Source organism: Nitrincola nitratireducens (assembly GCF_000585235.1).
In the GTDB taxonomy this organism is placed as follows: domain Bacteria; phylum Pseudomonadota; class Gammaproteobacteria; order Pseudomonadales; family Balneatricaceae; genus Nitrincola; species Nitrincola alkalisediminis.
Genome location: NZ_AONB01000001.1, coordinates 264,336 through 276,273, shown reverse-complemented (window position 1 = coordinate 276,273; position 11,938 = coordinate 264,336). Strand labels below are relative to the sequence as shown.

At 50.2% G+C, this 11,938-nt stretch carries 14 protein-coding genes and 1 riboswitch; of the genes, 8 read left to right on the top strand and 6 right to left on the bottom strand.

The annotated features are described in order from the left end of the window. Positions 1 to 81: 81 nt before the first annotated feature. Entirely contained in the window at positions 82 to 1,329 is a 1,248-nt protein-coding gene (locus tag D791_RS01235; RefSeq protein ID WP_051513852.1) for a DEAD/DEAH box helicase, read from the top strand. Positions 1,330 to 1,354: 25 nt separating this feature from the next. On the opposite strand, the gene D791_RS01230 is transcribed toward D791_RS01235, so the two are convergent. Then, the gene (locus D791_RS01230; RefSeq protein ID WP_036506721.1) at positions 1,355 to 1,720 is read right to left on the bottom strand and encodes a RidA family protein; all 366 of its coding nucleotides are present in this window, start codon (positions 1,718 to 1,720) and stop codon (positions 1,355 to 1,357) included. 94 nt (positions 1,721 to 1,814) lie between these two features. Then, positions 1,815 to 3,242, bottom strand: coding sequence for an aminotransferase-like domain-containing protein (locus tag D791_RS01225; protein WP_036506719.1), 1,428 nt, complete (start codon positions 3,240 to 3,242; stop codon positions 1,815 to 1,817). Positions 3,243 to 3,395: 153 nt separating this feature from the next. Between D791_RS01225 and D791_RS01220 the strand changes: the two genes are divergently transcribed. Further along, complete coding sequence (locus D791_RS01220) at positions 3,396 to 4,280, top strand: EamA family transporter (protein ID WP_036506716.1); 885 nt, start codon at positions 3,396 to 3,398, stop codon at positions 4,278 to 4,280. Between the two features lie 71 nt (positions 4,281 to 4,351). Here the strand turns inward: D791_RS01220 and D791_RS01215 are convergent, their stop codons facing one another. Next, a complete protein-coding gene (locus D791_RS01215; RefSeq protein WP_036506714.1) occupies positions 4,352 to 5,392 on the bottom strand; it encodes a zinc-dependent alcohol dehydrogenase family protein in 1,041 nt (346 codons plus the stop codon). A gap of 140 nt (positions 5,393 to 5,532) precedes the next feature. On the opposite strand from D791_RS01215, the gene D791_RS01210 reads away from it, so the two are divergent. Further along, positions 5,533 to 5,994 carry an Lrp/AsnC family transcriptional regulator gene (locus D791_RS01210; RefSeq protein WP_036506711.1) on the top strand — a complete coding sequence of 154 codons (462 nt, stop codon included), beginning with the start codon at positions 5,533 to 5,535 and terminating at the stop codon, positions 5,992 to 5,994. A gap of 23 nt (positions 5,995 to 6,017) precedes the next feature. Here the strand turns inward: D791_RS01210 and D791_RS01205 are convergent, their stop codons facing one another. From D791_RS01205 to cobT, 3 genes are read right to left on the bottom strand one after another with little or no spacing between them, the layout of a single operon-like run. Beyond that, positions 6,018 to 6,521: a histidine phosphatase family protein gene (locus D791_RS01205; protein WP_036506699.1), complete on the bottom strand. Its 504-nt coding sequence runs from the start codon at positions 6,519 to 6,521 to the stop codon at positions 6,018 to 6,020. Between the two features lie 2 nt (positions 6,522 to 6,523). Further along, a complete protein-coding gene (cobS, locus tag D791_RS01200; protein WP_036506696.1) occupies positions 6,524 to 7,288 on the bottom strand; it encodes an adenosylcobinamide-GDP ribazoletransferase in 765 nt (254 codons plus the stop codon). Then, positions 7,285 to 8,331, bottom strand: a complete 1,047-nt coding sequence (gene cobT / locus D791_RS01195; protein ID WP_036506693.1) for a nicotinate-nucleotide--dimethylbenzimidazole phosphoribosyltransferase — start codon at positions 8,329 to 8,331, stop codon at positions 7,285 to 7,287. The genes cobS and cobT overlap by 4 nt, the downstream gene beginning before the upstream one ends. 82 nt (positions 8,332 to 8,413) lie before the next feature. On the opposite strand from cobT, the gene D791_RS21615 reads away from it, so the two are divergent. From D791_RS21615 to D791_RS18700, 5 genes are all read left to right on the top strand, one after another. Further along, positions 8,414 to 8,743 carry a cobalamin biosynthesis protein gene (locus D791_RS21615; protein WP_337588578.1) on the top strand — a complete coding sequence of 110 codons (330 nt, stop codon included), beginning with the start codon at positions 8,414 to 8,416 and terminating at the stop codon, positions 8,741 to 8,743. Between the two features lie 50 nt (positions 8,744 to 8,793). Further along, positions 8,794 to 9,486 carry an adenosylcobinamide-phosphate synthase CbiB gene (gene cbiB, locus D791_RS01190; RefSeq protein WP_337588577.1) on the top strand — a complete coding sequence of 231 codons (693 nt, stop codon included), beginning with the start codon at positions 8,794 to 8,796 and terminating at the stop codon, positions 9,484 to 9,486. After that, positions 9,483 to 10,586 carry a threonine-phosphate decarboxylase CobD gene (gene cobD, locus D791_RS01185; protein WP_036506690.1) on the top strand — a complete coding sequence of 368 codons (1,104 nt, stop codon included), beginning with the start codon at positions 9,483 to 9,485 and terminating at the stop codon, positions 10,584 to 10,586. The genes cbiB and cobD overlap by 4 nt, the downstream gene beginning before the upstream one ends. Then, complete coding sequence (locus tag D791_RS01180; RefSeq protein WP_036506687.1) at positions 10,580 to 11,113, top strand: bifunctional adenosylcobinamide kinase/adenosylcobinamide-phosphate guanylyltransferase; 534 nt, start codon at positions 10,580 to 10,582, stop codon at positions 11,111 to 11,113. Before cobD ends, D791_RS01180 begins: the two co-directional genes overlap by 7 nt. A 180-nt stretch (positions 11,114 to 11,293) precedes the next feature. Further along, on the top strand, positions 11,294 to 11,557 hold the full coding sequence (locus D791_RS18700) for a bifunctional adenosylcobinamide kinase/adenosylcobinamide-phosphate guanylyltransferase (RefSeq protein WP_051513848.1): 264 nt from the start codon (positions 11,294 to 11,296) through the stop codon (positions 11,555 to 11,557). 112 nt (positions 11,558 to 11,669) lie between these two features. Then, positions 11,670 to 11,905, top strand: a riboswitch (cobalamin riboswitch). Positions 11,906 to 11,938: the final 33 nt, after the last annotated feature.

Below are 11,938 nucleotides of genomic sequence, written 5' to 3'. Positions count from 1 at the left end.
CCGACGCAAACAGCCTGTCGGACTTAGCGCTCCAAACCTGCTAAAATGGTTTTTTAATCTTCACTCGGTATACATCCTCTTATGTCGTTTATTTCCTTGGGTCTGTCTGATTTTTTCCAACGCTCACTTGATACATTGGGTTACGAAACCCCTACAGCTGTTCAGAGCCAAGCGATACCTGCGGTTCTGGAAGGACGTGACGTTTTGGCGGCGGCGGAAACAGGCTTAGGAAAAACGGCGGCGTTTGTATTGCCGCTGCTAGAAAAGCTACTCAACCACCCTGGGCTCAGAAGCAATCAGGTGGCCGCCTTAGTGCTCGTTCCCACCCGTGAACTGGCCGTACAAGTTGAACAGGCAATTCAAGCATTCAGCGCGTATTACCCAAGACGTATTAAAAGCCTTGCAGTCTACGGCGGTGTCTCGATTAACACCCAAATGCAGGCCATGCGCGGCGGTTGTGATTTGATGGTCGCAACCCCAGGTCGTCTACTGGATTTGATCGAAAAAAATGCCATCAATCTAAATCAAGTGCAGCATCTGGTGTTGGATGAAGCGGACCGCCTGCTGGATTTGGGTTTTGCTGATGAATTGCAGCAGATCATCAACCTGTTGCCAGCACAGCGACAAAACCTGCTGTTTTCGGCCACCTTCCCGCAAGAGGTCGATGCCTTAATCAATCAACTCTTATTTCATCCAGTTTGCATCGAGATTGAACGACAAAACAAGTTACCGGACAGCCTCACTCAACGTCCGATTGAAGTGGACAAAGCACAGCGCACCACGCTCCTGCGCCACCTGCTCACCGAGTACCCCGGTGCACAGTTTTTGGTGTTTGTCGCGAGCAAGCGCACGGCTGAGAATGTAGCTGACAAGCTCTACAAATACGATTTTAACGTCGAAACACTGCACGGAGACAAGTCGCAAACAGAGCGCAGCTCCACCTTGGCTGCATTCAAAACTGGCAAAATTCGGGTGTTGATTGCAACCGATCTGGCGGCACGCGGCCTTGATATTCCCTTACTGCCGTATGTGGTGAATTACGACTTGCCGCGTGCACCGGCCGATTACATCCACCGCATTGGCCGTACCGCAAGGGCCGGTGAAGCAGGCACCGCTTTCTCCTTTATCGACCCTGACAGTGATGCTCACTTCAAACTGATTGTAAAACGCAACCAGCTTGACGTGACACTCGAACAGATTCAAGGGTTTGAGCCTAGCCCAACACCAACGCAGGCATCACCGCAAAACACTCAAGGTAAAGCGCCCGTTAAAGGCAAACGAAAAAGCAAAAAGGATAAATTGCGCGAAGCGGCTGCCCGAGAACAATAGCTCCGGCAGCATCTATTCCCGTTGCTTATGACTGAAACTTGGCACCCGCAGCAGCGGTAAATGCAATTTCGACCAAGTAATCTGGATCCGCCAATTCTGCTTTCACACAGGCACGACTTGGCGCGGTACCTTCTGGAAACCATTCATCCCAAACCTCGTTCAGCGCTGGCAGATTGGCAAAATCTGTAATGTAGATGGTGGCAGATAAAATCCGGCTTTTGTCACTATCAATCTTTGCCAGCGAAGCTTGCGCCTGTTCCAATATCTGAGCCAACTGGCCTTGGATATCGGCACTTAGATCCGATTCCGGCACCTCCACAAAGTAAGCGATGCCATTAAAAACCGTTACATCTGACCAGCGCTTGCAAGGATTGATACGATGAATCGTCATGAACACACCTCAAATCAAATAAAAAACGAGTGGCCATAGTAGCAGATTTATCCTTGCGCGGGCAGGCAGGCTCTGATCAGCCTTCATCAGCCAATCACGATTTTGTTGCCACAGCGGATTTATCCAAGCCCAGGTTTTGCTCAACCAACGCAACACACTGTTCAAGCAATACCTGAATATCGGCATCCATCGGCCAGCCAGCATTAAGACGCATATAGTTCTGATACAGGTCCAATGTGGTAAACGCAGGACCGATTCTAAGATCCAGCCCCTGCTCTACCGCCTTCTGCCAAAGGGCTTTGCTGTCTAGTCCCGGAACCTGCAACCAAAGCACCATCCCACCAGTTGGATTGCTAATAGCGGTGCCTGTTGGCAAGCGTTGCAACAAAAATGCCCGATAATCCCTAAGATTGTGCTGAAGCTGAGCACGCACTTTATTTAAGTGACTGTGATACTGACCCGTGCTGATAAAATCCGCCAGCCCCGCTTGCACGGGGGTACTCACGCCAAAATGACTGATTCCTTGCCTACGTTCATAGGCACTAAAAAAGCGCCCTGGCAAACACCAACCCAAACGCAACCCAGCACTCAGGGTTTTAGAAACAGAGCTGCACCAGAGTAAAAAACCACCTTTATCCCAGTATTTAGCGGGCAATGGCAATGTTTTGCTTTGTCCCAATTCGATATAAATATCATCCTCAATCACGGGAACTTGATACTGATTCGCCAGTTCAGCCAGTCGCTGCTTTTGACCGGCTGACATGCAAATTCCCTGAGGATTCATATGAGACGTACTAAACAAACCCGCCTGAATCGTTGCATCTTTCAGTAACTGTTCAAATTGATCCAAATCGACGCCTTCGTCTGTTGAAGGGATTTCCACGACTTTTCGGTTGAGTACCGCCAGTAATTCCAAAAGACCACTGAAGCAAGGTGAATTCACAGCAATCGCATCGCCAGGGCTTGATACGGTTTCCAGCGCAATACGCACCGCATCGATACACCCTCCCGTTATCACCAGATCCTGCCCCTTAAATGGAAAACCAGAGGTTGAAAAATGCTGCTCCAGTGCATATCGCAGTGCCGGATCCCCTTGACGATCAGGGTAAGCATGCAACTGCTGGCTCAAACGCCTTAACCCCCGCTTCATGCTTCGCTGCAAGGGCTCCGTAGGCATCATCTCGGGTGCTAACTGCGAGATCCCTAAGGGTCCAGATTGAAGCCTACTGGGCAGATAGGTAATGGCCGATTCACGAAATGAAAGGCTTTTCAGTTGACTGCGAAACTGGGGTAGATCCGGTGTCTGAGTTGTCATCAAGGACCTAGAGACATAAAAGCCGGATTGAGGCCTCGCAATAATCCAACCGAGTTCTTCAAGGTGATGATAGGTGTTGATGGCTGTTGTCATACTGACATCAAACTGTTGCGCTAGCCTACGTAAAGAGGGCATACGACTTCCCTGAGTGAGCCGTTCACTGCAAATGTCCTCAATAATCTGTTCTGCAATGCCCTGATATCGCATACACCTACTCCGTTGCACACCCCTTTAGAGTTAAGAATAATCGGCCTCAAACAAACTGTATACTTTTTATTTTCATAAATTGCATCTGTTATCCTTTAATCCCAACATCGATACTTATTTCTCAGCAAACGAAGAGAAAAAGGAAACAACGCCATGCGTCTGAATGACCTACTGTTGGGCCTCGCCATTATGTGCTTGTGGGGATTTAATTTTTCAGTGATTAAACTCGGCGCAGATCAAATCAATCCGATTCTGCTAACCACCCTGCGCTTTACCTTTGCGGTTTTGCCCGTCATTTTTTTCATCAAACGTCCCCCTGTGAAGTTACGTTACCTCATCGGTTACGGCGTCACCTTTGGTGTCGGAGTCTGGGGAATGATGACATCAGCGATTTCCTTAGGTGTCTCCGCAGGAATGGCCGGTGTGCTCATGGATTTAAGTTTGATCTCCAGCCTTTTGATCGGCTGGTTCGTTTTAAAAGAGAAAATCACACCTCGCCAAAGCCTCGGCGCGTTACTGATTTTAATTGGAGCGTTGGCCAGCCTAAACCTTCAGGACGGTTCCGTTCCCTTAGCCGGTTTACTTCTGGTATTAATTGGAGCACTCAGCTGGAGCATCATCGGTCTGATCGTCAAAATGGCGAACACTCAGCAGGTTTTTGCCTTTAGCGTCTGGGGAATGCTGTTTGCTCCCATCCCGCTGGCAACGCTTGCCCTGATCTCACAGGGACCGGAGGTCTTTATTGCCTTACCCGCTCAAATGAATTCAAGTGTTTGGTTTTCAATACTGTTTCAAGCTTACCCAACGACTTTGCTGGGCTACTGGTTGTGGAACCGCTTAATTACTCAGTACCCCTTATCGACGGTGGCGCCACTCACCATGCTGACACCTGTATTTGGCTTGATCGGCAGCGCCCTGTTTCACGGTGAAGTGATCAGTAACGCCAAGCTACTGGCATGCAGTTTCATATTGGTGGGCTTTTTAATCGGACAATGGCAGCAGAGTTGGTTTAGGCGCCAGACCAAGTCCGCAACATAACGGGCTTGATCTGAGGGTAAACACAATGGGGCTGGCATTATTCTTGTGTTTACCCTTACGGCACAGGCATTCTAAAAATGCGTCACCACAGTCACACCCGGCGGGTTATGTGTATCCATCGTGGTGAGCGCTGCGATGGACTCTTCTAAGCTGATGGTGCGTCCCAGCAGCTTATCAGGACGCAGCTTGCCCGATTTAATCATGGCGAGCATGGCGTCATACCGAAATGCCTGCATGCCATGACTGCCAATAATTTCCAGCTCATGCGCTATCACAAGATTCATCGGAATTGGTGGTGTCGCATGATCCGCCAATAACAAACCGACCTGAACATGTTTACCCAGTTTTTTCAAACTTTTGATCGAATTAATACAGGTTGTCGGGTGACCTAGGGCATCAAGTGAAACATGCACGCCACCACGCGTGATCTCTTTAATCGCCTCGGCAACATCAGGCACCTGCAAGGCGTTAATCGTTGCATAAGCCCCAAGGGATTTAGCGAGCGCTAGCTTGTCCTCTGTTACATCAACCGCAATCACATTGGCACCAATGCTGTTCGCAATCATAATGGCTGAAAGCCCAACACCCCCGCAGCCATAAACAGCCACCCACTGCCCTGCACTCACTTTGCCTTGGTCAACCACGGCTCTGAAGGATGTAACAAAACGGCATCCAAGGCTAGCAGCAGTGGCGAAGTCCATGGTTTCCGGTAGTGTCACCAGATTAACATCGGCATGGTGGATAGTGACATATTCTGCAAACGATCCCCAATGCGTGAATCCAGGCTGAGTTTGGTTGCCGCAGACTTGATGATTTCCACCGTGGCACTCAGGACAAGCACCGCATGCACTGACAAATGGCACCGTGACTCGATCACCCACTTTAAAAGACTTAACATCTTTCCCGACGGCTTCAATGACTCCAGCAAACTCGTGCCCAGGGACATGAGGGAGTTCTATGTCCGGATCATGCCCCATCCAGCCGTGCCAGTCACTTCGACAGACACCTGTCGCCTCAACCTTGATCACCACACCATGGGCCTCAGGTGTTGGGTCCTGTACATTCATTATCTTTGGTGCCTTCGCAAACTTCTCATACACAACGGCTTTCATGCTTCCCCCCTCAGGTGATCAATTGGTTGAGCTAACAGACTACTGAATTCACCAGAAATTACCTTGCTTTTTATCGTATAAATCCATCAGACTTTGGAATATTATTTCTTAAAATGGATTTATTTTAGAGGAGTCTTTCAATGATCAGCTTAGACAAGGTAGATACTGATATTCTTCGACGTATGCAGCAAGACGGCCGTTTGTCGAATGCGAAGTTGGCGACTGAATTGTCATTGAGCGAAACACCCTGCTGGCGCCGCCTGAAACGCCTAGAAGAAGAGAACATCATTACCGACTACCAAGCCAATCTTGATCGCCGTAAACTGGGCTTTGGTGTGCTCGCTTTTGTACAGCTCACCTGCAACCAACACGATGAAGAGACAACACAGCGCTTTGAACAGGTGATTCAGCGTTGTGACAATGTTTTGTCGTGCCATAACACAACCGGAGCTGCCGATTTTCTACTGCAAGTGGTCGCTAAGGATTTGGACGATTACAGCCGCTTCGTGGATCAGGTACTCAGAAAACTGCCTGGAGTCTCCGCAATTGCATCGAATCTTTCCTTGCGAGAACTCAAAGCATCGACACGCTTGCCAATATGAATCTATCCATGCTTTTTTCACCATCAAAATTCAAGACACAGACCATACCCCACCGGAGTCGCAAAGGCGTCTTCAAGGGGGAAGTGTTTCACAAAATGCAGGGCCGCGCGAATAACGCCAGCATGGGTGATGACGATGGCCTCACTTGGAAGGTCATCGAGTAAGACTTGAACTCTGGCTAAAAATTCAGGGATCGACTCCCCTTCTGGAAAGGAGTAGGCATAAGGCTGTTCGGCCCAAGCATCGAGTTCAGCTCGGCTGATTTTATCCCACTCGACCCCCTCCCACTGACCAAAATGAATTTCTCGCAGTGCATCAAGGCAATGTAAAGATTGCTTACCTTCGGCCAAGGCTTCAGCCAATAAACGGCATCGCTGCAAAGGACTGGTGTAAATGGGCAGATGGATTGGCAAGCTGGGCAGCTGGGTAAGGGTCTCTTGCACAGGCACCGCCAAAGGTACATCAAGCCAACCGTAACACAGATGGCTTGATAACAAGGGTCGATCATGCCTGATCCAGTAACGCATACTCAGCGTCCAATCAGCAGCAAGAGCAAAAAGACCAGCTCAGAGATAATCACACTGGCCCCCAGTGTATCCCCTGTGTATCCCCCTAAGTTCCGATGCAGACTATATCCCCAGTACAACAGCGTGATCGCAATGGCAAGAAGGGTTATCCAAAACACCTGGGCAATAAGCGCCACCAGCAGCACACCAAGGATGGCGAAAGCCAAGCGTCCTAGACTCATAGAGTCAGCAACAGGCTTGGTTTTGCTTTGCTCAGATGCTGTGACATAGGGCATAAAGTGCATTAAAAACAGCGGCGTTAAGCGGGCAATGGCAGGTGCCATTAACAGCGCAATGGCTAAGTTGTCTAGCTCAACCCAAATGGCCCACTTTAATGCCAGCACACAAAACAGGGCAACGGAGCCATAGGTGCCTATACGGCTGTCCTTCATAATCTCTAAGCGCTTCTCGCGGGTGTAGCCGCCGCCAAACGCATCGAGGCTGTCGGCCAAACCATCTTCATGAAAGGCACCCGTTATCCATAAATGTAACACCAGCAATAGCAGCAAAGTGACCGTGAGTGGCAACAGACTGATCAGCAGACTGTACACAAGCAGATTCAATACCCCCAGTAACAAGCCCACCAGCGGAAAATAAAGACTGGATAGGTTCATTAGGCGCTGGGAGTAATCAATCTTGACCCAAACTGGAATACGCGTCAGGAAGCTCACCGCCAACCAAAACGCTTGCCACTCTTGGCGGACCAGACTTGTCTTGGGCGTATTCATGCGGACTGGCTCACCCCTGCATCATCAAAGGAGGCCATCTCATTCAAAAAGGCGGTCGCTAAACGAATCAGCGGAATCGCCGCAATGGCGCCCGTCCCCTCCCCTAAACGCATATCGAGTGTCAACAGAGGCACGATTCCTAGCTGAGACAGAATAGGCTGATGACCTTGCTCATGACTTTGATGCGCAAAGACCGTGTAGTCACGAATGTGCGGAGAGAGCTGGTACGCCACCATCCAGGCACTGGTGGCAATAAAACCATCGACCACGAGCAGCTTTTTAAGGGCAGCCCCACGTAAAAAAGCCCCGGTCATCATGGCAATTTCCAGCCCACCCACGGATTGCAAAATTTCTAGAGGCGATAGTTGATGTGTCTGGTGACGTTCAAGTGCTGCTTGAATGACCTGTGCTTTATGCACTTGCATCTCGGGGCTTGCCCCCGTTCCGGCCCCGACAATATCCCGTGCGGGTATATTGAGTAACGCAGCCAAGACAGCGGCAGCAGTAGTGGTATTGCCAATTCCCATTTCACCCAAGCTTAACACCTGCGCATCTGCAGCCCAGCAATCGACCATCTCTGCTCCTGTTTGCAGACACTGCGCCAGTTCGCCAGCCGACATGGCGGCCTCTTGCGCAAAGTTACGAGTGCCCGATGCAACCGGACAGGACACCAAATCAGGATGCTCAGGCAAAGACGTTTTAACGCCCGCATCAATGACCTTAAGACCGACGTTATTGTGGCGACAAAAGACATTAATGGCCGCACCACCTTGCAGGAAATTCAGTACCATTTGCGCCGTCACTTCTTGAGGAAAAGGGCTTACCCCCTCTTCACACACACCATGATCAGCGGCAAACACCAAGTGCATGGCCGTGTCGGTGCAAGGTGATAACGTGTGTTGTAGACGCGCAATCTGAGCCGCTAAACTTTCTAAACGACCCAGTGATCCTTGGGGTTTGGTTTTCATGTCAATTTTGTGTTGAATCTCGGCATCCAACTCATTTGAAAGCAGTGGGATGTTGAACACCCCCTTCTCAACCATCTGACTCACCTTGGCTCCTTGAACATCGGCTCGACTCATTCAAAACGCGAAGGTTACCACAGCCCAATAGCAAACGGTGAACATGCTTGATGAAAGCTGCACCAACACGTCGTGTTTTTGCTATGATAGCCGACTTCATTACCCCTTGTTCACAACCGATGGTCATGGCGCTTTCATGCTGCTTTCAAGCTTAAGTTTAGGTTTACTCTGCGTTATTTTGATGGCTATTCTTTTGGATCTAGTCGTGGGAGACCCCAAACGTCTTCCACATCCAGTGCAACTGATAGGCGCATTCATCATCAGACTTGATGCACGTTGGAACCGTGGCGACCACCGCACACAACGTATCAATGGCTTTTTATTAACCGCTAGCGTTGTGATGAGCACCTTTGCGATCACCTATGCTGCTTAGCGCTCGCCTATGCACTTCATACGGTATTCGGCCTACTGCTGGAAATCCTGTTGCTGTCGTCTTGTTTTGCCATCAAAGGATTAAAGGATGCGGCGCTCGCCGTTGCTCGGCCCCTGAGCCAAGGCGACCTCACGCTGGCACGTACCTCTTTATCCCATGTTGTTGGGCGCGACACCCACTCATTGGATGAAACCGAAATCACTCGTGGCACGGTGGAAACCCTGGCCGAAAACACGGTCGATGGCATCACCGCTCCCCTGTTCTGGGCCTTTTTAGGCGGCGCGCCCCTGGCAATGAGTTACAAAGCCATCAACACCCTGGACTCGATGGTCGGCTATAAAAACGAACGCTATGCCGACTTTGGCTATGCTTCTGCGAAGCTGGATGATTTAGCCAATTGGCTGCCTGCGCGCTTGACAGCGGCTTGTTTTTGGATCGCGGCCATCCTGCTGCAAGGTGTTCGTACAACGGATGCACTGCGACACACGTGGCAGCAAGCCCCTCTGCATCCAAGCCCCAATGCCGGATGGCCGGAGGCCATGGTGGCGAATTTGCTGGGCGTGCAACTTGGTGGAACCAATTATTACCAAGGCATTGCCTCTCACCGAGCCATTCTGGGTTCAAACAACCAGCCACTGCAAACCGCGCATATAGGCCAAAGTATTCGCCTGATGCATGGTGCCTGGATCGTTTTCACCCTGCTTTTTGCCTTAATCAGCTTGCTGGGATGGGTTTGGCAATGAATCATTCAAGCACAGCACCCTGGCCTTCGCATGGTGGTCAGTCAGAATCAATTCTGGCCTATTATGGCTTCCCCAAAGAACTTAAGGTTATTGATTTTAGTACCAACCTCAACCCTTTGGGGCCACCCGCTTGGTTGGGTCCGTTTATTCAATCGCAATTGGACACCCTAACACGCTATCCAGACCCCAAGTATACGGATGCCATCCATGCCATTGCGCAGGCCGAAGGCGTGCAACCTGAGCAGGTCTGCTTAACCAATGGCGGCAGTGAGGCCATCTTTTTGGCAACCTCCCTGTTCGCAGGCAAGCGCAGTTTGATTTTGGAGCCAACCTTTGCGGAATACCGTCGAGCCTGCGATCACTACGGCCTAACATCCAGTATCAAACAACTTTCTACACCTGACTTCCACTTGCCTAAGCAGGCTATTTTTGCCGAAATGGCGGCGCAGGATGTGGTGTTTATCGCCCGCCCCAATAACCCAACGGGCATCCTTATTGGCATGGAGGAAATGGAAGAATGGGTCGATCAGGCAAAAATAACCAACTGTACACTGATCGTTGATGAGGCGTTTATCGACTTTGCCCCTCATGAACAAAACCAATTGCAACACTGTCTGGATAAAAACACACCCTTGATTCTGTTACGCTCCTTAACCAAGATGTTCACCTTACCGGGGCTCAGAATCGGCTATATTCTGGCCAACCCCGAATGCATCGCACAGCTTAAAAAACGACAAATTCCGTGGAGTGTGAATACCTTTGCCGCCAACATCGTGCCCCATCTGCTGCAGGACCGTGAGTTTTTAGCCGCTACCCACGATTGGTTAGCACAAGAGCAAGCCTGGCTGTTACCGCAACTGCGCGAGTATCACTATTCGATTCCCCCAACCCAAGCCAATTTTTTTCTATTGCAGCCCCCATCAGCCGAACGCGACTCAAATGCCTTGCTGCCTTTCCTACTGCAACGCGGTTTACTCGCTCGTCACACTCACAACTTTGCAGGGTTAAATGGCTCAGCGCTACGATTTGCCATACGTTCGCGCGCTGACAATCAGCGGCTGTTAATGGCTTTGCAGGAATGGGGGCGTTTGTCATGCTGACCTTTATTTCAGGAGGGGTGCGCTCAGGAAAAAGTCGATTGGCAGAGCAACTTGCCGAGCAGGATGCTGAGACACGAGGGGGGGCGCTTTTTTATTTAGCAACAGCCGCGACGCCGCAAGAATCTGAGATGCAAGCTCGTATTCGTTGGCATCAACAGGATAGAGGGAAGGCTTGGATTACACTGGAAGAGCCCATAGATTTAAACGCAGTCCTGCCTCGCTTGCAAGCCAACAGCACGCTATTGCTGGATTGCCTGACCCTTTGGAGCAGCCAAGTGATGTTTGCCAGCGACTTTAGCCCTAAAGAGGCTATCGAAGAGCTCGATGCCTTCATCCAGGCCCTTACAGACCAACAGATCCATTTAATTATCGTCTCTAATGATATCAATGAGTGTTTGCCTCCAAACACCCCAGAATTGCTCAACTATGTGCGTTTTTTACAGTGCCTGCATCAATGCCTGACGGCTCAGGCGGATCACGTCATCCAAATGCTTGGCGGATGTGCGTACGATTGGAAAGGAGGTTAATGTGAAACTGATTATCGGTGGGTACTGCTCAGGAAAACGCCGTTTTGCTCGTCAGCTCTACCCCAATGGCTATTGGCTTTCAGCCTATGAAGCAAATACCTGAAGGATTGGCCAACCGAATCCAGCGCCCCATCCCCTCTCATCATTGAGGGCTGGGAGCGTTGGATTGAGGCAGACTTAATGGGGAACTATGATGTTAAGCAGCTTCGTACTGAGTATGCAAACCAACTCGACACCTATCTGGCACATGAGCAGGCTTCGCAACAGCCCATTTGCTTGATCTTGCTGGAGATTGGACGAGGTATAGTGCCGATCGAAGCCAAACAACGCGCCCTTCGCGACCTCAACGGCTGGTTAAGCAAGATGCAGCTGAGCGCTGTGATGAGGTGTTTTATGCGTGGAATGGATTGGTCCGACCGATCAAGACGATCGGTTAAACAGTGAAAGGGGTCGTTGGTTTAAGCAACCTCACTCTGCCTTCACTTATTCCGCTGGATTCGTCCTTAAAGCACGCTCACACTGCACCCTTAACTTGTGAAAAATCACTCAAAATGCTAGTCTTTGGCGCTTCACAGGTTCTGTAGATTCGCTCTCGGATTAATAGGGAAGTCAGTGCTTCAATCTGACGCTGCCCCCGCAACGGTGATCAAGTTAAGGTGCCTCAATAACCACTGTACGTCGGTATGGGAAGGTGAGCCACCCCTTAAGACATAGCTTTTTTAAAGATAGCTTTTTAAAAAACCGAGTCTTTTGCTTGTCAGCCCGGAGACCTGCCCGTGATGTTATGCCTGATTGCGGTGGGCGATCATTGGGCAGGGTCTTGTT

Coding starts and splice junctions, on each gene's coding strand:
- D791_RS01235 (WP_051513852.1), top strand. CDS start 82: ATGTCGTTTATTTCCTTGGGTCTGTCTGATTTTTTCCAACGCTCACTT.
- D791_RS01230 (WP_036506721.1), bottom strand. CDS start 1,720: ATGACGATTCATCGTATCAATCCTTGCAAGCGCTGGTCAGATGTAACG.
- D791_RS01225 (WP_036506719.1), bottom strand. CDS start 3,242: ATGCGATATCAGGGCATTGCAGAACAGATTATTGAGGACATTTGCAGT.
- D791_RS01220 (WP_036506716.1), top strand. CDS start 3,396: ATGCGTCTGAATGACCTACTGTTGGGCCTCGCCATTATGTGCTTGTGG.
- D791_RS01215 (WP_036506714.1), bottom strand. CDS start 5,392: ATGAAAGCCGTTGTGTATGAGAAGTTTGCGAAGGCACCAAAGATAATG.
- D791_RS01210 (WP_036506711.1), top strand. CDS start 5,533: ATGATCAGCTTAGACAAGGTAGATACTGATATTCTTCGACGTATGCAG.
- D791_RS01205 (WP_036506699.1), bottom strand. CDS start 6,521: ATGCGTTACTGGATCAGGCATGATCGACCCTTGTTATCAAGCCATCTG.
- cobS (WP_036506696.1), bottom strand. CDS start 7,288: ATGAATACGCCCAAGACAAGTCTGGTCCGCCAAGAGTGGCAAGCGTTT.
- cobT (WP_036506693.1), bottom strand. CDS start 8,331: ATGGTTGAGAAGGGGGTGTTCAACATCCCACTGCTTTCAAATGAGTTG.
- D791_RS21615 (WP_337588578.1), top strand. CDS start 8,414: ATGCTTGATGAAAGCTGCACCAACACGTCGTGTTTTTGCTATGATAGC.
- cobD (WP_036506690.1), top strand. CDS start 9,483: ATGAATCATTCAAGCACAGCACCCTGGCCTTCGCATGGTGGTCAGTCA.
- D791_RS01180 (WP_036506687.1), top strand. CDS start 10,580: ATGCTGACCTTTATTTCAGGAGGGGTGCGCTCAGGAAAAAGTCGATTG.
- D791_RS18700 (WP_051513848.1), top strand. CDS start 11,294: ATGGGGAACTATGATGTTAAGCAGCTTCGTACTGAGTATGCAAACCAA.